Origin of the sequence: Enterococcus sp. DIV1421a, from assembly GCF_051711025.1 — a bacterium.
In the GTDB taxonomy this organism is placed as follows: Bacteria; Bacillota; Bacilli; order Lactobacillales; family Enterococcaceae; genus Enterococcus_B; species Enterococcus_B hirae.
Genome location: NZ_JBIOLU010000001.1, coordinates 89,401 through 111,550 on the forward strand (window position 1 = coordinate 89,401; position 22,150 = coordinate 111,550).

Annotated in this window: 15 protein-coding genes; 13 read left to right on the forward strand and 2 right to left on the reverse strand. The window is 36.4% G+C overall.

Going from position 1 to position 22,150, the window contains the following annotated elements; translation table 11 throughout:
- Positions 1-131 precede the first annotated feature (131 nt).
- From IGK21_RS00485 to IGK21_RS00495, 3 genes are all read left to right on the forward strand, one after another.
- On the forward strand, positions 132-2,819 hold the full coding sequence (locus IGK21_RS00485; protein ID WP_181914743.1) for a hypothetical protein: 2,688 nt from the start codon (positions 132-134) through the stop codon (positions 2,817-2,819).
- Between the two features lie 348 nt (positions 2,820-3,167).
- Positions 3,168-3,470: a hypothetical protein gene (locus tag IGK21_RS00490; RefSeq protein WP_034698620.1), complete on the forward strand. Its 303-nt coding sequence runs from the start codon at positions 3,168-3,170 to the stop codon at positions 3,468-3,470.
- 345 nt (positions 3,471-3,815) lie between these two features.
- Positions 3,816-6,446: a hypothetical protein gene (locus IGK21_RS00495; protein ID WP_252703148.1), complete on the forward strand. Its 2,631-nt coding sequence runs from the start codon at positions 3,816-3,818 to the stop codon at positions 6,444-6,446.
- Between the two features lie 482 nt (positions 6,447-6,928).
- Here the strand turns inward: IGK21_RS00495 and IGK21_RS00500 are convergent, their stop codons facing one another.
- On the reverse strand, positions 6,929-9,553 hold the full coding sequence (locus IGK21_RS00500) for a YfhO family protein (protein WP_181914744.1): 2,625 nt from the start codon (positions 9,551-9,553) through the stop codon (positions 6,929-6,931).
- 359 nt (positions 9,554-9,912) lie between these two features.
- Positions 9,913-10,101 (reverse strand): 50S ribosomal protein L28, encoded by a 189-nt coding sequence (gene rpmB, locus IGK21_RS00505; protein ID WP_010720425.1) that lies wholly within the window; start codon positions 10,099-10,101, stop codon positions 9,913-9,915.
- A gap of 270 nt (positions 10,102-10,371) precedes the next feature.
- Between rpmB and IGK21_RS00510 the strand changes: the two genes are divergently transcribed.
- From IGK21_RS00510 to IGK21_RS00555, 10 genes are all read left to right on the forward strand, one after another.
- Entirely contained in the window at positions 10,372-10,734 is a 363-nt protein-coding gene (locus tag IGK21_RS00510; protein WP_010720424.1) for an Asp23/Gls24 family envelope stress response protein, read from the forward strand.
- Positions 10,735-10,786: 52 nt separating this feature from the next.
- Positions 10,787-12,460 carry a DAK2 domain-containing protein gene (locus tag IGK21_RS00515; protein ID WP_034698624.1) on the forward strand — a complete coding sequence of 558 codons (1,674 nt, stop codon included), beginning with the start codon at positions 10,787-10,789 and terminating at the stop codon, positions 12,458-12,460.
- A gap of 123 nt (positions 12,461-12,583) precedes the next feature.
- Complete coding sequence (gene recG, locus IGK21_RS00520; protein ID WP_034698627.1) at positions 12,584-14,620, forward strand: ATP-dependent DNA helicase RecG; 2,037 nt, start codon at positions 12,584-12,586, stop codon at positions 14,618-14,620.
- Between the two features lie 47 nt (positions 14,621-14,667).
- Positions 14,668-15,669 (forward strand): phosphate acyltransferase PlsX, encoded by a 1,002-nt coding sequence (gene plsX / locus IGK21_RS00525; RefSeq protein ID WP_181918517.1) that lies wholly within the window; start codon positions 14,668-14,670, stop codon positions 15,667-15,669.
- A 121-nt stretch (positions 15,670-15,790) separates the two neighbouring features.
- On the forward strand, positions 15,791-16,033 hold the full coding sequence (acpP, locus tag IGK21_RS00530) for an acyl carrier protein (RefSeq protein ID WP_010720420.1): 243 nt from the start codon (positions 15,791-15,793) through the stop codon (positions 16,031-16,033).
- A 270-nt stretch (positions 16,034-16,303) separates the two neighbouring features.
- Positions 16,304-17,308 carry an ABC transporter ATP-binding protein gene (locus IGK21_RS00535; protein WP_010736807.1) on the forward strand — a complete coding sequence of 335 codons (1,005 nt, stop codon included), beginning with the start codon at positions 16,304-16,306 and terminating at the stop codon, positions 17,306-17,308.
- On the forward strand, positions 17,309-18,253 hold the full coding sequence (locus IGK21_RS00540) for an ABC transporter ATP-binding protein (RefSeq protein ID WP_010720418.1): 945 nt from the start codon (positions 17,309-17,311) through the stop codon (positions 18,251-18,253).
- On the forward strand, positions 18,253-19,215 hold the full coding sequence (opp4B, locus tag IGK21_RS00545; RefSeq protein WP_010720417.1) for an oligopeptide ABC transporter permease: 963 nt from the start codon (positions 18,253-18,255) through the stop codon (positions 19,213-19,215). Before IGK21_RS00540 ends, opp4B begins: the two co-directional genes overlap by 1 nt.
- 27 nt (positions 19,216-19,242) lie before the next feature.
- On the forward strand, positions 19,243-20,157 hold the full coding sequence (locus IGK21_RS00550) for an ABC transporter permease (protein ID WP_010720416.1): 915 nt from the start codon (positions 19,243-19,245) through the stop codon (positions 20,155-20,157).
- A gap of 27 nt (positions 20,158-20,184) precedes the next feature.
- Positions 20,185-21,963, forward strand: coding sequence for an oligopeptide ABC transporter substrate-binding protein (locus IGK21_RS00555; protein WP_010720415.1), 1,779 nt, complete (start codon positions 20,185-20,187; stop codon positions 21,961-21,963).
- Positions 21,964-22,150: the final 187 nt, after the last annotated feature.

Here is a 22,150-nt window from a genome sequence, read left to right on the forward strand (position 1 = left end):
AGACGATGTGTACGAATGTCGAACATTTTTACTAAGCGAAACATAAATTTTAAAAAAAAGAAAAAATAGGTAAAGGAATGATTGGATTTTAGTATACAATATGGACTAACTTAACGGAGGGAGATTTTTTAATGGAAAATAATCAGGAAACATTGGAGACTATACATGGAGACCTTATAGCGATAGCTAACAATCTAGGATTTTATGATAGCGAAACATTTCATAAAAAAATAAGTGAAGAAACAAAGAAAACGTTATCGAAAGACAATAAGCAATTAACCAAAGAAAAACTAGAAGTAGCAGTGATGAACTTAACTGAAATGATACCGAATACTATAAAAACTAAACTAAAGGCAGATGAAAGGCTAGTAGCAAGTAAAAGCGCACGTTTATTTACACGTGCTGTAAGCGAAAAAAAGCAAGATTCAGATGGTATTTTACAAGATATACTAGCATATAACAAAAGTATTAGTGATGGAGTGGAATCACTGAAGAAAGCTAGACCGCATGAAAGAGAACAGCTAATTAGTTCAATTGAAGAAGGTTGGGAAGCTACTAAGAACAATTTGAACCTATTAAAAAAAGACGAGGGTATTGCTCCTGATGGAATGACTGACACTGCAGTAATAGAATCTCGATTATTTCAGAGAAAGAATTTTTTAAATACATATCACATGATACATCAAGTAAGGGAACAACTTGGTTTAAAACAAATTCGAAGGCAAGATTTAAGTGTTGGTGCTAATAGCCAAAACTCTTCGGTTAGTTTAGCAGAAGTGGTTAAAATGAAATTTAAAGAATTCCAAAAGAAACAACAAGAGAGTCTAAAAAACAGTTCAGAGGACAACACAATACATAGTTCCCAACTTACGAGTCAAGGACAAAACGGAAATCATGCTGTTGAGGATAATGGGTATGACGAACCAGTTGAATATGATGAAGTAGGCATTTATGGGAAGAACGAGAATCCTGAGGAGCGAACTTCTCGTTCAAGTGCTGTTGCTGCTCATGTGTATGGCGAATCAGTTGAATATGGTGAAGTAGGCAATAGGGAGAACGAGAATCCTGAGGAGCGAACTTCTCGTTCAAGTGCTGTTGAGGATAATGGGTATGACGAACCAGTTGAATATTATGAAGTAGACAGTTATAGGAAGAACGGGAATCCTGAGGGGCGAACTCCTCGTCCAAGTAATGCTTCTACCACGTCTTCAATATCTTTTAGCATCTATGATGAAGTTGCGGATATTAATAATGATTATGAAGTCGTAGATAATAACCGGGATCAAGGTCCAAAACCGGAACTTTGGCAATCCATGAACTCTTTAAGAAATGAAAAGCAAAAACTATATAAAGAGATCATTCAGTTATCTAAAGAACATAAAGTAGGTACAAAAGAATTTTCTGAAAAAGTAGAGAGATTACTAGATATTCGCTATAAAATCGCCATAAAAAAAGAACTGATTCAAAAGGTTGGTTTTGATTTCACAAAAATTTTAAATAATTCTAAATTTTTAGGTAGAGACAATCCAGACATGATAAACAAATATGATGATGCAATCAGTAATTTTATAAACCAAACGAAAACTAATATACCACAAGTAACAACTGACAATACTAAAGATGAGAATAAGAAAAAAAGAGCTAAATTATATCAGAAAATGAAACATCAATTTAATACCAATCAAACATTGTCTGGAAGAGAATCAGCTGCACAGATTTATCCACTTATAGTAGAAGTATTGAACAAAAATATACCTAATAACCTATCGACCTATGATTATTACGATTTGAGTAAAAGTAAAACGTTGAAAAAGGCCGGTCTTCATAAATGGGGAAATGTTGAGAAGATATTGGATGCTTCGAATCGATTAAAGTTTAATTATCCGTCACCTGATACTAAAAACTTGCAGTACGTTAAACAAAGCAAAAAAGAGTTAAAGGAACTTGAATTGGTTTTCAATAAACAAGTTACTAAATTTTATAAGCTTTTTAAAAATGCTAAAACTTCACTAAATAAGGATGTGCATGAAAAAGAATTCATCACTAATCTAAGCAACTTACGTGACATCCATCATCAACTTGAGACTAGAAAAACGATCGAACACATGCTTGGGATGGACTATGAGAAATTTTGTCACAAATTTGCTGAGCGAAACAACGTTGATCCCCAAAAAATTATTCATGCATGGCAGGAGACAGCAGCAACGCAATTAAAAGATAAAAGTCCTGATCTGGTGGATGATTTTACACAGGAGGTTAGCAAAAGATTTCAGGATGTGACAAGGAGTGCTGACCCGGTATCAGTTGGGAAGTTGAATGAATTTTTTAATATGGATCAATATAAGGCTAGAATAGCGAAGAACTATTTAGAATCCAAAAAGGTTGATTATGCTCAAGATAGAGCTTGGATTATTAATAAGGTCAATTATATAAAACGATTGGATAAAGAGGGATCATATAAAAGGGCGAATGAAGAGTTCATAAAGCTACTACCAGAAATAGATAAGCTACTTAATCAATACACGCTAATCGAACAACCATTTTATCACATTAATACCCCTATTAATGAGTGTCCTACATTAAAGAACTTAGGAATTAAAGATTGCCGTGAGTATTTACCAGATCCTGTGAAAAAAATAGAACCCCTTTACGCTGAAGTGAATAAAAATAAGGGAATGAATCCAGAAAATGACCAAGGACGATTATTAAATAGAATAAATGGAGCACAAAGTAAAGTACAGCAGGATGCGCAAAATCAACAATTTGATCCGTCTAAAGGAAAGCCTAGTAATGATTTATTAAGAGAGACTAGTGTCTAATTTAAATTATAACATGTAAAACAAACAGTTAAAGAATCTAAAATCATTTTTGTACCGATCCCTAAAGATTAGCTCAAAAACTAACTTCTGGGGGTCGGTAGTTTTATGAATAAATAGACAAAAAAGTAAGGGACAAAAAAAAGACACCACAACATTATAATTTACCTATGACATAGGGACTGAAAGAGCGAAGGGAGAAAAAATTTATGGAAAATAAGCAATCAATAGGACAAGGTAAGCACCATGGAAAATAAAAAAAACGATGGTATCCCTAAAGAGCAGGCAATGCGATCCGAACCAAGTATCATCAAATGACAATAAAACAATTGCAACAAACAAAAAAAAGAATTGTATAAAACTATTATTGCGTTATCTAAAAAAGGGGAGGTAAATACCGAAACATTTAAAGAAAATCTATCTAATTTGTTGGAAATAAGATATCAACTTGCAATAAAAAAAGAATTTGAACAAAGTATTGGTGTAGATATTTCCATTTTTTATCAAAAAGAGTCTTTATTTTCTATACCAGCTATAGAATCAAGTTTGGAGCAAACTTTAGAATCAATACAACCTTTAAATCAAATTTACAAAAATAAAATGACTGAACTTTATCAAAAAAACCAGCAATCATCAGAAGGTCCTTCGGTATAATTTACCATCAACAAATAGTTTTTCTAATAGTTGATCGAAACCTGTAACTAGAAATGATCGTTCTTTTTAACTAATAGATAAATAAAGCATCAAGAGTGACAGAAGCATTCAGCCAGGATGTATCATTTGTGTTATTTTATTTTTGGAGTTCCTAATTGGAAGACTCAGGTAAGCTTGCGTACTACGGGTAAATTCTAAAATAGATCAATCAGTTTACTGAATCCTCTGTTACTATCACAGAACTTAAATTTTAAAAATAAAGAAAAAAATGGACTAGGGACCACTTGTTTTGAGTATATAATGTGAAGGACTTAGTAGGTTTATTAACGAAAGGAGAGTTATTTTATGGAAACTGAAGAAGATACATATTTAGGAACATCAAGCCATAACCCTATTACTTACTCTCAAATTTTTGACGATAGTTCGGATTCTGAGGATGAGTTTGAACAAGCTGCAGACCCATGGGAGAATGCTGGGGCTAACGAAAACCAAGCCATGATCGTTGACTATAGTAAGCTAACAATGAAAGAGTTGAAACACGAGAAAGAAGATTTGTACAAAGAAATCATCCCAGCTTATGAAGAAGGGGATTTGGATACCAATCAATCGAAAGAAAAATTACGTAACTTGTTAAACATACGATACCAAATTCTTGCTAGAAATCAGCTTAAAAAACAATTCGGTATTGATGTTCACGCTTTGTATCATAAAGATCATTTGTTTGATGATCGAAGCGTAGAAGGGCAACCATTGAATCAAACATACAAAAAAAAAATAGTTGCTCTTTCTAATGGAATCTCAGACCCTCCAGAACAATCAGTAGATTATTTAGCTAAACCATCAAAAAAAGATCTAAAAGAAATTGGTAAGCTCTATAAGCAAATAAAGAAGTTAGAAACAAAAGATTTAGAAAAAGCAAGGAGTTTAGTTAAGATTTTGCATAACAAACTTCAACCTGAAATGTATAAAATATTACAATACCTAAACGATCGACATAGCTATGATTATTACGATCTAAGTCGAAGCAAAACTTTACAAAAAGCAAGGATACACGATATAGATAGTAAAAATATACTTATAACAAATAGCAAAGAACGTTTAACTCATAGAAGCTATAATCATAAAACATTTGACTTTGACATTCATACTAAAAATAAGAAGGAACTAAAGCAACTAGAAGAGAAGTACAATAAATCACTTGCTTCGTTGATTAAACAATCAAGAAAGCAAGAAACCTCTAGTTTGAATGAGTCTATTAAATGGACTATAGGACGACTACGTGATGTCCGTCTTCATCTTTATGTCGTAAGAAACGTGGATCGTGTTTCTAGTATTGACCTGCGCGAGTTTTGTGAAAAATATGCTCCAAGAATAGGGGAAAATCCGCAACGACTCTATCGGTCGTTTCAATTGACACTGGCAGATCATTTAAAAACGTCGGGGACTAACTTCAGTGAACGGCAATCTATTGATAAAGAATATCAAGAATTAAAGAAAACGGATAGTGAAATAACCTGGAATGAATCGAAGAAGAAGATAACCGAACTCTGTTCTAAAATATTTCAGGTACTTGAACATAATGGCTTGATAGAAGCTAACGCCTATAAGTACAAAAATGACTTAGAAAATGCTGTTCCTGAAATTTCAAAAGAACGAAGTGAGTATGTAAAATTAGGAATAAAAGATTTGAGGAAAACAAAAAAGAAATTATATGATGAGATTATTACGGCGTATCAAAACGGGTATATAGACACTCCAAGCTTTAAAGAAAATTTACGAGATTTACTAGAAGTTCGTTACCAAATTGCAATGAAAAAAGGGTTGAAACGAAATGTTTTTATCCTAATGACAAAAGCGGAAAATTCAGTCGCAACAAAAAGCTATAATTATTACGATCTCAGCACAAGCAATACGTTAAAAAAAGCAGGTATACATAACATAGATAGTAAGATGATTCTCAGTAAGGAAAATGAATACACATTAAATGAACAAGATCAAGAATATCTTACAAAAAATGAGCAAGAATTGGAACAAGAATTAGCTGATTTGAAAAATCTGAAGAATACACTTGATAAACAATCAAGTGAACAAACAGATCCTCGGCTGAAAAAGCAAATGGAAGTGGGATTAGCTGAATTAACAGCTCAAATAGAGGACACTTCTCTTCATCATCGTGTATTGCGAGATATAAACGGATTTGTTGGTATTGACCTCCAAGAGTTTTGTGAAAAATATGCTCGAAGAGTAGGGGAAGATCCACGAAAATTACATTATATGTTTCAAAAAAAAGCAGTAGAAACATTAAAAACGTATAATGGAAATGTTGAAGAAACAAAGTCAGAATTAAAATTTGTTGCTGAGAGCTACGAGAGCATAAAACAGGATGATAAAAAAAAATACTGGAAGAAAGCGAATAGGGAGATAAACACCCTTATTTCAAAAATAAACAATGTATTTGAAACGGATAAGTTAACCGAAAATCAACACTTACAGGAACCACGATTATCTGTGGAAGAAGGACAATCAAGTAGAAGTAGTTTATTGGATAAAAAAGATGATGCAACTCCAGAAGAAACAAATTTAAATTTAGAAGTGATAAATCCTATATTAGTCAGCAAGATAGAAGGAAAAACAGGCAGTTTAGATCAACATACCTCTCAAACCAAAAAAACAGGTGGCATGCCTTTGTTTAGACCTACATATTTGAATAATATCGGTGACTTGCAAAACAACCCAATATATCAAAAAAAAGCTAGACAATTAAGTAATGAAGTGGGGAATAATGGCAAGTTTAATAACGGAGAAGTGGAGAATGGAAAGGTAGATAACGGTAGGTTGAGTAATAGTCAGAAAAAAGAACTGAGAGGAATTTTAGGAAACTGCGGCACACAGGAGGTCAAAATGCATTCTACAGCATCTCCAAATCTTGTAAGCCGGATAAATAATCCTAAGGGCGCCGTTGGGTACGACAGATAAGTAATCAATAAACCAGAACATTTAACTTTTTAACTTCGTTGAGGAATGATAAGAAATTGATGTTGGTTATGAGAGATAGAATAATTGGGACAGAAAGAAGAAAAGTTTCTTTCTGTCTTTTTTTGGTAGGTTTTGCCATGACGGAACATGTTTTGTAGGTTGAAATAATAAAAATAAGCGGTTGGGTCCTTGACAATTCACACTCTCTTTCCGGAGGTGGGAATTTAAATAAGGGCAGTTCATGTAATCAACAGGGTGATGTTCAACGCTTAAGAGAGCTTTTGGAGAAAAGGCGTGAATCAAGTTCGAGTCTGCAATCAACGTCAAGGATCGCAGGCTCCACAAGTCCTGTAAGGAAGATAACAGAACATAATGAAATTACTGAATACGGTAGTAGATAAGTAATCAGAACTATAAGAGTCATCAACGTAAAAATCAGCGCCATCATTTCAATTTTAGAAATGATGGCGCTGAGTGGATCATTAACTATGTTTATATCGCTTATTTACTTTGGGCTCTTTCTTTTGATACCACACATATAGGATAAAAAGTCCGATACAAAGAACGAACAAAATCGATCCGATGATAAAACCTTGAGGTAAGTAACTAAAAGTGACGGTATGTTTGCCTGCAGGTAGTTTGATCATTACAAAGGCATCTTTGAAGTTTTCGACTTTGACTGCCTTTCCATCGATTTTTGCGGACCAGCCAGCATCATAAGGGATCGTTGTGACTAGCATTCTTTCTTCGGATGTGTTGACAGTACCAGTGGCTGTTCGGCCGGTCGTTTTCATAGCAACACCATTTTCTTTGATTTGATTCATTGCTGCTTGATAAGCAACAACATCAAGTCCAAGAACTTTAGGTTCCATAAAGCTAACCTCTTTTGTGCCATAAAAACTAGCAGAGAAAGTAACTGTTGTGTCTTGAGGATAATATCCTAGATCATAATATTGTCCAGAAATACTGATCTGAGTCTTTCGTGACACACCGTTGACAGTAATCGTGGCGGTAGAACTTTCTAATTGGGCATAGTTAGTAGGGAACAAACTGAGATAAGCTTGTGTGTTTGCTGGTACACGCACTTCCCAAGTGAGCGTTTTGGGCTGGTTATTCGTGGTTTCAGAATAAGTCACCCCGGTAGACGTCTTGTTTACTGTGACGTTTTGTTGGCTTTTCAAAGTTGGTGTGTAGAAAGTAAAATACCGCTCATTTAAATCAGCCAGCCGATTGATCAAATTGGTTTGACTCGTGAGATTGTCAGTTAATGGTTGTTCCACGTGATTAATATCTAATGGTGCTGTAAAAGCTAGCGGTAAAGCATTTAGGTTTTTATAGAGTGTATAGTCACCGCTCTGACTTTCTTTCACAAAGCCATATTTGCTAAAGCTACTGTCGTTTTTAGCAATATTATATTTTATTCCTGTAAACCCATCCATCAATAACGTATTGTTTGCGTAGCGGATATTAAGATTTGTTCCTCTTGAACGAAAGCCTAACGAATCTAGATAAGCAGAAGAGTTCCTGTTTCTAATAGAAGAAAACAAACTGATACCACTATAGCCATAGTTAATGGAATCATTAGGAGAAATCGGATCAAGATTTTCTAATCGATAAAAAGTATCCGATTCTTTTTTTGTCTGGTCAACAAGTGACTTGATGCTAGGAGCAGGATCAGTATATAAGCTTCGTGAAGCATAATTCCAATCGTCTAATATCCCATGAATCATACTATTCGTATTGACACTTGCTTCTCCTGTCATCAGTAACAGTAACAATAAGCTAAGGTATTTAATGGGCTGTTTTGGTTGCTGGAAAAAGCCAATTGTTAATGCGTAAAGACTCAAGAAAACAATCGTTAAGACAAACGATGTCGTTGTAATATAAGAGTAACTATTATTAGGCTTAAGGCCCCATGCGATAGCAAAAACTGCTGCTAAAATGATGATGATACTTAGGAGTAAGCCTTGATCCTCTTTAGTTATTCGTTCCCATCCTTTGGCCGCTAACAAAAGGACGAGAAAAGAAAACAAATAGGAATAGCGGAACAAAAACATATTAGGCGCATGCATACCATGCCAAAAGAGGTTGAGTGGTACAAGATAGAAACTAGCAATCAATAAAGCAAATAAACTACCATACAAAAGTTTGTTCTTTAAGTTGATTTTTCGACTAGCAAAATAAAATAGACATAAAACTAATGGAAACAAACCAGCATAAATAAAAGGAATGGAGCCATATTTGGTTGTGTCATAGACACCGATCATGTTTTTCATGACGATATCCAAATATGAGGTAGCTTCGGTTTTTAGTGTAGTGATCTGTGTTAATGTTTCGCCATTTGATCGGAGATCCAAGACTGCTGGAAGAATAATGATCATTGATGCTCCACCAGCTAATAAGGAAGTAATCCCATAAGGTACAATCGATTTTTTGTAGAGTGACCATTTTGTAAACAGCCTTGCCATAAAATAAAGAAAAGAAAAAATACCGATCATAAAGCCCATATAAAAACTGGATAAAAAGAGCAATAAGTAACTAACAAATAATAATGTTGGTCGTTTATAATCCATGACCCGATGGATACCCAAAATAATAAGTGGAAGATAAATAAACGCATCCAACCACATAATGATTTCAGAATGAGCGGTAATGAAAGAGATCGAAGCATAGCTAACACTTAAAGCCACTTGTCCCCAACGTGGAATTTTATACGTCCGCGCAAGGATCCAAAAAGATAATCCAGCAAACCCAACTTTAAGCAGAGTTAGAAAATATAAAGCATCAGGCATCATATTATTAGGAAACAAAAGAACAAGCGGAGTAAATAATCCGCCTAAGTAATATGAAATTAAAGATAAATAATTCAGACCTAATGAGGCGTTCCAAGTATAAAAAATACTTTGCTTTCCTAATAACATGTTCCGAAAGCTTGCATGGAAATTTGAAAATTGAGAAAATGCATCACTTGCAAGAATGCTTCGGCTACTTCCTGGATAAATTCCGATACTTAAGTAAACTAACGCAAGTATCAAAAAAGGGATCAGAAAACTAGCAAAAGCATAACGACCATTTTCTTTTAAAAAAAGTTTGATTTTTGTTTTCATTGATTCATTCACCAAATTTCTATGAAATATGAAGTTATCTCTAGTTTATCATATTCATATTTTTAACTACATGAAAAGACTTGGCATTTCCAAAAAAATAAAAAAACAATAATAAATAACGTTTATTTTGAAAATAAAAGGCAAAAAACTTATATAAACTGATTTTATAAATAATAAAATACCAGTTTTTAAAAGAATACATGTTTAATATTAAGGATTTGACAAAACCTAAAAAGCCTACAAATGATCGTTCATCCAGATCATTTGTAGGCTTTTCAACTAACTTCTTTTATGAAAAGTAAGGCATTATAATAAAAATAAAAACCGTTCACGCACCGAACGGTTCAAACTTCATTCAATTAAACGCGTGCAACTTTTCCTGACTTCAAAGCACGAGTTGACACCCAAACTTTTTTAGGTTTTCCGTCGATCATAACGCGAACTTTTTGTAAGTTAGGTTTAACAGTACGTTTTGTTGAGTTCATCGCATGAGAACGATTGTTTCCACTTTTTGTCTTGCGACCAGTAAAGTAACAAACTTTTGCCATGTAATTTTCCCCCTTTACCTCGATTTGGAGCGATAGAATAATTCAGCTCATACCAGAATAACATATCATATGAAGGGGTAATATGCAAGTGTCTTTTCATAGCAAGAATTGACAATCCATGGGAATAATTGTAAATTATACAGGACTAATTTTAAAATTTTCAGCGGTTTTTGAGTACTTTAGGGTAACTGCCTTTTATTTCGGGTGACGCTATGATAAAATATGATAGAAGAAAAATGGGAGTATTTTGCCCGTTAAGGAGGCTCATTCATGGCTGTAAAAATTCAAACGTCAGCTGGAACCATTGAAATTACCAATGATGTGATTGCAACAGTTGTTGGTGGCGCCGCAACAGATGTGTTCGGTGTTGTAGGAATGGCCAGCAAGAACCAAATAAAAGATAATATTACTGAAATTCTACGAAAAGAAAATTATTCTCGAGGAGTAGTTGTTCGCCAAGAAGCTAATGGGATCGCAGTAGATGTTTATACGATCATTAGTTATGGTACAAAAATTTCAGAAGTTTCTCGCAATGTCCAAGAAAAAGTAAAATACAACTTGGAGACATTACTAGGTGTAACAGCCAATTCTGTTAATGTTTTCGTCCAAGGTGTTCGTGTACTGCCAGACTAGGCAGAAGGCTTGCTGAATGATTCAGCAGTCGATCTGAAGGAGGATTATCTAGGTGAGTGTAACAGAAATCAGTGCAAGCCAATTCCAGGAAATGGTTCAGGCGGGCGCGAATCGTCTGCAAGTAAATGCAGAATATGTCAATTCGTTAAATGTATTCCCAGTTCCTGATGGAGATACAGGTACCAATATGAATTTATCTATGACAAGTGGAGCTAAAGCAGTTGCTGATTCTACTTCTGAAAAAGTAGGCGAGTTAGCAGCAATGTTATCAAAAGGCCTACTAATGGGAGCCAGAGGAAATTCAGGAGTTATTTTGTCTCAATTATTCCGAGGCTTTTCAAAGCAAATACCTGACGTGACAGTGTTAAACGCTGCAGATTTAGCTGCGGCTTTTACGCATGGCGTTGAGACAGCTTATAAAGCAGTCATGAAGCCTGTTGAAGGAACCATTTTGACAGTAGCCCGTGAAGCTGCAAAAGCAGGAGAAAAGAAAGCTAAAACAAGTGACGACGTTGTTGAAGTGATGACGGCTGTGGTAAAAGGTGGGAAACGTGCCTTAGCGAAAACACCTGATTTGTTACCAGTGTTAAAAGAAGTCGGTGTCGTCGATAGTGGCGGTCAAGGTTTGCTATTTGTATATGAAGGCTTCTTAAGTGCCTTGAATGGTGAGTTCAAAATGACAGAAGTCTATGAACCATCACCAGCTGAAATGGATGAAATGGTCAATGCTGAGCATCATCGCAGTGTCCAAGGTCAATTAGCAACAGAAGATATCCATTATGGTTACTGTACAGAAATCATGGTAAAAATCGGTGAAGGACCAACCGTCGATAGCCAATTTGACTATGAAGAATTTCGTAATTACTTAGATGGAATCGGTGATTCATTATTGGTTGTTAATGATGATGAGATCATTAAGGTCCACGTGCATACCGAAAATCCAGGTGAAGTATTAAATTATGGACAAAAATTTGGTTCATTAGTAAAAATCAAAGTCGACAACATGCGTTTACAGCATGAAACGATTTTAGAACACGATGAGCAAGCGAAGCCACAAAAAGCAGCTCGTACACCTTATGGGATCGTAGCGATTGCAGCCGGTAAAGGAGTGCAAGAGTTATTTGAAAGTTTAGGAGCAAACTACGTCATTAGTGGTGGACAAACGATGAACCCAAGTACGGAAGATATCGTTAAAGCGATCAAGGAAGTCAATGCGGATAAAGTCATCGTATTACCAAACAATAAAAATATCTTCATGGCTGCGGATCAAGCGGCTGAAGTAGCAGATATCCCAGTAGCGGTCGTACCATCAAAAACGATCTCTCAAGGATTAACTGCGATGCTTTCATTTAATGATCAAGTATCGTTGGAAGAAAACAAAGCGACTATGACAGAAATGCTTGCAAGTGTCGTTAGTGGGCAAATTACTCATGCGATTCGTGACACAACCATTGATGGTGTGAAAATTACTGAGGGCGATTTCTTAGGGATGATTGATGGGAAAATCGTTATCTCAGATTCTGACATGATGGCAACTTCATTCGCTACCTTAGAAAAAATGATCACTGAAGAAACAGAAATTGTGACGATTTTAGCAGGTGAAGGTGGTTCGGTTCATCAAGCAGAAGAATTATCAGCTAAATTAGTTGAACAATATCCAGATTTAGAAATTGAAATTCATCAAGGCGATCAACCGGTTTATCCGTATTTATTCTCTGCAGAATAGAAAAGGACAATCCTTTTCGCCTGAACGAACGTTAAAAGAACGGGGGCTGTACCAGGTTGTTGGTGCAGCCCTATTTCTAAGGAATGGATTGATAGTGAAACATACGGTAAAGGAGGGTGAAATATGAGGTCTTTAAATGATCCAGTGACGATGTTAGCCGGTGTGGGAGCAAAAAGGGCGGATAGTCTTGCTAGTCTGGGAATCCAAACCATCGAAGACCTATTGACCTATTATCCTTTTCGCTATGAAGACATTCAAGAAAGAAATTTAAATGAAATACTTGATCAAGAAAAAGTGACTTTAAAAGGCCTGGTTGTTTCACCACCAGTAATGAGTCGCTTTGGATACAAAAAGAATCGACTCCAATTTCGTATGATGCAGGATCATGCTGTTTTCAATGTTTCTTTTTTCAATCAACCATATTTGAAAGATAAAGTGATCTTATCCGAAGAAATTGCTGTCTATGGAAAATGGGATGCGAAACGGAAGTCATTAAATGGTATGAAAATTTTGGGTTCTCAAGCGGTGGATGATTTTTCTCCAATCTATCATGTCAATAAATCAATCCGTCAAACAACTTTAGTCGATTTGATTCGAAGAGGGTTCGAAGAGTATGGTGATTTGATCGAAGAGAATCTTCCCAATGGATTAGTTGAGAAATATCGACTGTTGGATCGGCCAACAGCTGTTAAGAGCATGCATTTTCCGAAAAATCATGAAGAAAACCATCAAGCAAAACGAAGAATTGTCTTTGAAGAATTCTTTTTATTTCAAATGCGACTTCAAGGGCTTAAAAAATCGGAAAAAGCAGAAACAAATGGCATTGAAATTTTATATGACATCCAGCGCTTGAAACAATTTATTCAAAAACTACCTTTTGAATTGACGGATGCCCAAAAAAGAGTCACGAATGAAATTTGTCGTGACTTAAGAAGTCCGCAACATATGCAACGCCTATTGCAAGGTGATGTAGGTAGCGGAAAGACGATTGTTGCAGCAATTGCCTTATATGCGGCGGTCACTGCAGGGTTTCAAGGCGCATTGATGGTACCAACTGAAATTTTGGCACAACAACACATGGAAAGCCTTCTTCAATTATTTGATGCGCAAGAAGTTAAACTTGCTCTGTTAACGGGTTCGACGAAAGCCAAAGAACGAAGAGAACTACTCGAATTGCTGGAACAAGGAGAAATCGATATCGTTGTCGGTACCCATGCGTTGATTCAAGAAGGAGTCGAATTTCAACACTTAGGTTTAGTTATTACGGATGAACAACATCGTTTTGGTGTGAATCAGCGAAAAGTACTCCGTGAAAAAGGCTGGCGTCCAGATGTTTTATTTATGACAGCCACACCAATTCCTCGGACTTTAGCGATTACTGCATACGGAGAAATGGATGTTTCGGTAATTGACGAACTTCCAGCTGGCCGGATTCCAATAGAGACGAGATGGGTTCGTACGCCACAATTAAATAGTGTGTTAGATTGGACATGGAAGGAACTGGCGAAAGGACATCAAATGTATGTCATTTGCCCGTTGATTGAAGAGTCAGAAGCATTAGACGTTAAAAATGCTGTTGAAATTTATGAAAAATTAAGTGCGCTTTTTGCGCCTCAGTATGAAGTCGGATTGTTACATGGTAAAATGAAGAACCAGGAAAAAGAAGCAATTATGGAAACATTTAAAGAAAACAAGATGCAAATCTTGGTTTCAACGACGGTCATCGAAGTGGGTGTAAATGTTCCGAATGCTACAGTCATGTTGATCATGGATGCTGATCGTTTTGGATTAGCACAGTTACATCAATTACGTGGACGTGTTGGACGTGGTAGTGATGCTTCTTATTGTGTATTGGTAGCTAATCCTAAAAATGAATTAGGGATTGAGCGAATGAAAATAATGACAGAAACGAACAATGGCTTTATTCTAAGTGAGAAAGATTTAGAGTTGCGTGGACCAGGAGAAGTATTTGGTTTTCGCCAATCAGGTTTACCGCAATTTGCAATTGCTGATCTTGTAACAGATAGTAATATATTAGAGGTAGCTCGTGATGAGGCACAAAAGCTATGGCAGTTAAAGGATTGGCAACTATTGCCAGAATACCAACATTTGGTCCGCAGTTTAGACTTGGAAAATCAAGATAATCGTTATTTTGATTAATAGACTGTGCTATACTTTATAGTGATGATAAAAAAGGAGTGGAAATAATGAAAATTGCCGTAGATGCAATGGGTGGAGATCACGCACCACAAGCCATTGTGGAAGGTGTGGCTTTAGCTCAAAAAGATTTCCCAGATGTGGAATTTATCCTTTATGGTAAGGAAAATGAAATAAGAAAATATCTAACAACAGAACACAATGTGACGATCATTCATACAGATGAAAAAATAGATAGTGATGATGAACCAGTTAAAGCCATTCGCCGTAAGAAGAATGCTTCGATGGTTTTGGCAGCACAAGCTGTCAAAAATGGTGAAGCAGACGCGATTTTTTCAGCGGGGAACACTGGCGCATTATTAGCAGCTGGACTCTTTATTGTTGGTCGTATCAAAAACATCGAACGCCCTGGTCTGATGTCTACTTTACCGGTAGTCGGTCAATCCAATGCAGGGTTTGATATGCTTGATCTAGGTGCAAATGCTGAAAATAAACCGGAACATTTATTACAATATGGAATCTTAGGCTCATTTTATGCAAGAAAAGTCCGAGGAATCGGTAGACCTCGAGTTGCTTTATTGAATAATGGGACGGAAGCAACAAAAGGAAGCGAATTAACTAAAAAAGCTTTCGAATTACTTCAAAATGAAACCAGTTTGAATTTTATTGGAAACGTTGAAGCGAGGGAACTATTGAACGGGGTAGCAGATGTTGTTGTAACCGATGGATTTACAGGCAATGCAGTATTGAAATCCATTGAGGGAACAGCAATGAATCTGATGGACCTTTTGAAAGCTGCCATTTTAAATGAAGGATTTAAAGGAAAAATGGGCGCACTATTGTTGAAAGATGGGTTACGTTCATTAAAATCAGAAATGGATTATTCAAAACATGGCGGAGCAGTTCTTTTTGGATTAAAGGCACCAGTCATCAAAACTCACGGTGCGACTGGACCAGATGCAGTGAGACATACCATCAGACAAATCCACACTATGTTGGAAACCAATGTGGTAGGGCAGTTAGTTGAACAATTCGAAAAACCTGCAGAATAATGTTTCTGGTTGCTCGTCGACGACCCTATAGAAAAAAAGGTGGACAATCTTAGAAAATGTCAGTAAAATTAGCCTTGGTGAAGGAAATCGGCAATTTTGATAATTGTTGGAGGTGAAAACATTGTCACGTGAAGAAGTATTTAATAAAGTAGCGAAAATTATTTCAAATCATTTTGAAATTGATACAGATAAAGTAACTGATGAATTAAATATCAAAGATGACCTAAAAGCTGACTCAATCAGCATCATGGAATTTGTTTTGGAACTTGAAGATGAGTTTGGAACAGAAATTTCTGACGAAGATGCAGAACAAATTGAAACAGTTGGTGGGGCAGTTGACTACATCAGCAATCATCTTAACTAATCATCAGCATGAAAGTGAGTAAAGATCAATCGGATCTTTACTCACTTTTTTTTAATTTTTCAAGTGATTTATCTTTATTTTAAATAGATTTTTCTGACAATTCTGGCAACTGACTGAAATTTTCTTGCATTGTAGAGGGGTTTTATATATAATTATTAATAATATATTGCACTATCCTTAGAATAACGCTTATTATAAAACGTTTTATTCTGTGGGATATCATTTTTTATTAAGAAAACTTCCAACCAGGGAGCAGAGAGGGGTATTCGATTGTCAGATAATCAACTATTAGATGTTCAGAACCTACATACAGGCTTCCGTCTTAAAGATGAGTATTACGATGCAGTAGATGACGTTTCTTTTACATTAGATAAAAACGAGATCTTAGCAATCGTTGGAGAATCTGGTTGCGGGAAAAGTACATTAGCGACTACTATTATGGGGTTACTTGATCCAAACAACACAAAGATCACAGGCGAAATTTTATATAATGATTTAAACTTGATTGAATTGAATGAAACTTTGTATAACAAAATCCGCGGGAATGATATTGGGATGATTTTCCAAGATCCGTTATCTGCGTTAAACCCTTTGATGCGTATTGAAGATCAAATTAAGGAAGGGTTATCTTATCATACCAAAATGAACGCTGAACAACGGCAAGCTCGTGCTTTGGAATTGTTGGAGCAAGTTGGGATTCCTAATCCTGCCAGAGTCGGACGACAATATCCCCATGAATTATCTGGGGGGATGAGACAGCGGGTAATCATCGCCATTGCGATTGCGTGTAAGCCACCGATTGTTATTGCGGATGAGCCAACGACAGCGCTAGATGTAACGATTCAAGCGCAAATCCTTGATTTATTAAAAGACTTACAAGAAGAAACCAAAACAGGAATCATTCTGATCACGCATGACTTAGGTGTCGTGGCAGAAATGGCTGATCGGGTAGCGGTAATGTATGGCGGTCAATTTGTTGAAGTAGCTGGGGTCAAAGAACTTTTTGAAAATCCTAAACACCCTTATACCCGTTCATTGTTGAACTCTATTCCTCAAGAGGGGAACCATGAAGCTGAGCTCCATGTGATTGAAGGCGTTGTTCCTTCTTTGAAAAATATGCCACGAACTGGTTGTCGTTTTGCTCCTCGGATTCCTTGGATTCCAGCCAGTGATCACGAAGAAAACCCTGTCCTTCATGAAATTGCTCCGAATCATTTGGTTCGTTGCTCTTGCTACAAACATTTCCACTTTAGAGACGAAAAAGGAGAGGTGTAGATGACAGAATTAATTACAATCAGCGATTTGAAAGTACACTATCCTATTCGTAGTGGATTCTTTAATCGAGTAACGGATCATGTATATGCAGTAGATGGTGTCGACTTCATTATTGAAAAAGGAAAAACGTATGGCTTAGTCGGAGAATCTGGTTCTGGTAAATCAACGACAGGGAAAGCAGTCGTTGGATTAGAAAAAGTGACTTCAGGACAAATCATTTATGAAGGTAAAGATGTCACTAAAAAAAGTAACCGACAAAAAATTGGCTATAACAAAGATGTTCAAATGATCTTCCAAGACTCAATGTCCAGCTTGAATCCTAAAAAGCGAGTATTGGATATTATTGCAGAACCGATCCGTAACTTTGAACGTTTGAGTGATCAAGAGGAAAAGAAAAAAGTGAAAAATCTACTGGATATCGTAGGGATGCCGGAAGATGCGCTGTATAAATATCCGCATGAGTTTTCAGGTGGACAGCGTCAACGTTTAGGGGTTGCACGTGCAGTTGCGACAAACCCAAAGCTCATCGTAGCAGATGAACCAGTTTCTGCATTGGATTTATCCGTTCAGGCGCAAGTATTAAATTTCATGAAACGAATCCAACAAGAATTTGGTTTAAGTTATTTATTTATTTCTCATGACTTGGGAGTCGTGAAACATATGTGTGATAATATCGCAATTATGTATAAAGGTCGATTCGTTGAAATTGGTACACGAGAAGATATTTATAATGATCCACGTCATATCTATACGAAACGTTTACTGTCTGCTATCCCTCGGATTGATGTCGAAAATCGGGAGTTACACAAAGAGAATCGACGAAGAGTGGAACGTGAGTACATCCAAAATCAAAAGGAGTACTACGATGCAACTGGTCGAGTGTACGATCTCCGTACGATCACACCGACGCATAAAGTAGCGTTGAAAGATGGAGGTGCCAGCTAATGTGGAAAACGATATTACGACGTGTATTATTAATGATCCCACAAGTTATTATTCTTAGTATTTTGATCTTTATGTTGGCAAAAGCGATGCCTGGAGATCCTTTTACCGGGTTGATCAACCCCAACCAAGATCCAGCAGTCATCGAGCAAATGAGACAGGCAGCTGGTTTGAATGATCCTTGGTATGTCCAGTATTTCCGATGGATCGGGAATGCGTTACAAGGAGACTTCGGTCAAAGTTTCTTATACAAACGTTCAGTTTCTGATTTGATTGGTGAGCGTATCGTCAATACTCTTTACTTGTCGATCTTAACAGTTATCATTACTTATTTGATTGCTGTACCACTAGGTATGTTGGCGGGCAGATACCAAAACTCATTTTTGGATAAAGCTGTTGTAATCTACAATTTCTTTAGTTTTGCTGTTCCGTTATTTATCTTTGGTTTGATTATGTTATTTGTATTTGGTTATCGTCTAGGTTGGTTCCCAACCAGCGGCTCCCAGACGTTAGGAATCCAAGGGGGCTTTTTCACCCAGTTGATTGATCGCATGAAATACATCATTTTACCATCGATCACTCAAGCCTTTTTAGCTACAGCTGTAACGATCCAGTATTTACGTAGCGAAGTCATTGATTCAAAATCTTTAGACTTTGTGCGAACTGCTCGTTCAAAAGGGGTACCAACCAATAAAGTATTTAGTCGTCATATTTTCCGAAACGCGGCATTGCCGATGGCTTCACAAATGGGTTATGAAATTACTTCCTTAATTGCTGGTTCAGTAGTTATTGAAAAGATTTTTGGCTACCCAGGAGTCGGTAAATTGTTTATTGATTCGATTGGACAACGTGACTATACAGTTATTACCTCCTTAGTATTGATTTTAGGAATTGCGACGTTGATCGGAACCTTGCTTTCAGATATCATCATGAGCATTGTTGATCCACGTATCCGTATCCAATAAAATTCAATCAGAAAGGAGAAAAGACAAATGAGTGATAAAAAGAAAGACGTTGTGCAAGAAAGTATCCCGCCAATGGGGTTACGAATGATTGCCCGTGAATTTAAAAAAGATAAAATCGCTATTTTTTCATTAGGCTTACTCGTTATTTTATTGTTAGTTATCTTTATCGGTGCGTTATTTACAGACCAAGATAAAGTAATGTATGTCAGCATCTTTGATAAATATGCAGCTCCAGGTGCTATTTCTACCGAGGGGACAAAATTTATTTTAGGAGCAGATGAAGGTGGTCGGGATGTTTTAGGACAACTGATTATCGGTGCAAGAAACTCCGTCACCATTGGTTTTGCAATCACAGTCATCACTTCGATTATCGGGGTTGGACTAGGGATCATTTCTGGGTTTTATGGGGGGATCATCGATAACATTTTGATGCGTATCGTTGACTTCATTATGATTTTACCGATTATGTTGATTATTATCGTATTTGTATCGATTATCTCTAGATATAATGTTTGGTCGTTCATCTTCATTATGAGTGCATTTTATTGGGTTGCTAAAGCTCGATTATTCAGAAGTAAAACTTTATCAGAAGCAAGGCGTGATTATGTGAGTGCTTCAAAAACAATGGGAACAAGTGATTTTAAAATCATGTTCCGTGAAATCATGCCTAACTTAAGTTCATTGATCATTACCAACTTAACGATGAACTTTGCAGCAAATATTGGGATCGAGACCACTTTGACTTTCTTAGGGTTTGGCTTACCAGCAAATGTTCCTAGTTTAGGAACACTAATCGGTTATGCCAGCAACGGTGAGGTTTTAGTGAATCGACAATGGATCTGGTTACCTGCGTCAATTCTAATTTTAGTATTGATGTTGAGTATAAACTATGTTGGACAAGCGTTTAAGCGTTCTGCCGATGCACGCCAACGATTAGGATAAAGAAGAAAGCAAAGGGGGAAATAAGGAATGAAGAAATCAATTTTAGGCGTTGTTACACTTTTTTCAGTAATGGCATTAGCTGCTTGTGGAAGCGGCGGAGGTTCTAACTCTTCTGGGAGTTCAGCAAATAACGGTGAGAAGAAGGAATTAACATTTCCAATCTCAACGAAAAATGATAAAGATGCAATAAAAGATGGCGAATTGGAGGCTGCAGTAGCAACCGATAGTCAATTCAAAGGATTGTTCCAATGGGAATTTTATCAAGATTCTTACGATGCAGCATTTATGGCACCTTCTCATGAAGCACTATTTACAAATGATGCGGACTTCAAGATCACAAATGATGGTGCAGCGAGTTTAGATTTAGACCAAGAGACGAAAAAAGCAACGATCAAAGTAAAAGACAATGTAAAATGGTCAGATGGTAAAGATGTAACCGCAGATGACGTGATTTTCCCTTATGAAATTATCGGTAACAAGGATTATACAGGTATCCGTTATGATGATAACTTCCGAAACATCGTTGGGATGGAAGAATACCATAGCGGTAGCGCTCCGACAATCTCAGGTATCAAAAAAGTGGACAATAAGACAGTTGAAATCGAATATAAAAAAGTGGAACCAAGTATGCTTCAATCAGGTGGTGGGATTTGGGCATATGCAGCTCCAAAACACACACTTGAAGGTGTAGCAATCAAAGACATGGAATCAAGTGATCAAGTACGTAAAAATCCAGTGACTTTTGGTCCATATTACATGAGTAATATCGTTGCAGGAGAATCAGTAGAGTATCTACCAAATGAATATTACTGGAATGGCAAACCACAATTGAAAAAAATCACGATGAAATCATTGCCGATTGCTAGTGCAACAGAAGCTTTGAACTCAAAACTTTATGACATGATTTTCCAAATGCCTACAGATACGTATGACACATATAAAGATGTCTCAGGTTACACAAACTTAGGACGTGAACAAACATCATACACTTACTTAGGCTTCAAATTAGGTAAATGGAATGCTGAAAAGAGCAGTGTTGAATACGATCCAAATTCTAAAATGGCAGATAAATCATTGCGACAAGCAATGGGTTATGCATTAGATAACGATGCAGTAGGGGAACGTTTCTATGCAGGGTTAAGAAGCAATGCTACTTCATTGATTCCTCCTGTATTTGAATCATTCCACGATGACGATCTAAAAGGATTTACGCAAGATATCGATAAAGCAAACAAATTATTGGATGATGCTGGCTATAAAGATGTAGATGGTGATGGGTTACGTGAAGATAAAGACGGGAATAAATTAACGATCAACTTTGCTTCAATGTCAGGTGGCGAAACAGCGCAACCATTATCTGATTACTATGTGCAACAATGGAAAAAAATCGGCTTAGATGTGAAATACACGACTGGACGTTTAATCGAATTTAACTCATTCTACGATAAATTAGAAAATGACGATCCTGAAATTGATGTATATCAAGCAGCTTGGAGTACAGGAACTGATCCAAATCCAAACGGACTATGGGGACCAAATGCAGCATTCAACTACACTCGTTTTGAATCAGAAGAAAATACGAAATTGATCAATGATATCAATTCAAGTGAAGCATTTGATGCAGATTACCAAAAAGAAGCATATAAAAAATGGCAAGCATATGCATTTGAAGAAGCTTTCGCAATTCCAACATTGTTCCGTAATGAAGTACTACCAGTAAGCGATCGTACTAAAGATTGGGATTGGTCATATGATGCACCAAATCCATGGGCGAAAGTAACGGTAACAGCAGAATCACGTTCTTAAAATAAGGACATACATGCCGTTTAGCGAAAGTAATGAATGAATCTGGCAATGAGAAAGACCTCCCAAACACGGAAACGGTTTGGGAGGTCTTTTCGTATAGCTGGCAACTTTTGAATACTATTTATCAAATCAATCAAATAATCAGCTAATAAATTCTTTAATCGAAAAAATCATTGGATCCTTGAGG

Bases quoted from the DNA above. Each gene is read 5' to 3' on its own strand.
- IGK21_RS00485 (WP_181914743.1), top strand. From the start codon at position 132: ATGGAAAATAATCAGGAAACATTGGAGACTATACATGGAGACCTTATA.
- IGK21_RS00495 (WP_252703148.1), top strand. From the start codon at position 3,816: ATGGAAACTGAAGAAGATACATATTTAGGAACATCAAGCCATAACCCT.
- IGK21_RS00500 (WP_181914744.1), bottom strand. From the start codon at position 9,553: ATGAAAACAAAAATCAAACTTTTTTTAAAAGAAAATGGTCGTTATGCT.
- rpmB (WP_010720425.1), bottom strand. From the start codon at position 10,101: ATGGCAAAAGTTTGTTACTTTACTGGTCGCAAGACAAAAAGTGGAAAC.
- IGK21_RS00510 (WP_010720424.1), top strand. From the start codon at position 10,372: ATGGCTGTAAAAATTCAAACGTCAGCTGGAACCATTGAAATTACCAAT.
- recG (WP_034698627.1), top strand. From the start codon at position 12,584: ATGAGGTCTTTAAATGATCCAGTGACGATGTTAGCCGGTGTGGGAGCA.
- plsX (WP_181918517.1), top strand. From the start codon at position 14,668: ATGAAAATTGCCGTAGATGCAATGGGTGGAGATCACGCACCACAAGCC.
- IGK21_RS00540 (WP_010720418.1), top strand. From the start codon at position 17,309: ATGACAGAATTAATTACAATCAGCGATTTGAAAGTACACTATCCTATT.
- opp4B (WP_010720417.1), top strand. From the start codon at position 18,253: ATGTGGAAAACGATATTACGACGTGTATTATTAATGATCCCACAAGTT.
- IGK21_RS00550 (WP_010720416.1), top strand. From the start codon at position 19,243: ATGAGTGATAAAAAGAAAGACGTTGTGCAAGAAAGTATCCCGCCAATG.
- IGK21_RS00555 (WP_010720415.1), top strand. From the start codon at position 20,185: ATGAAGAAATCAATTTTAGGCGTTGTTACACTTTTTTCAGTAATGGCA.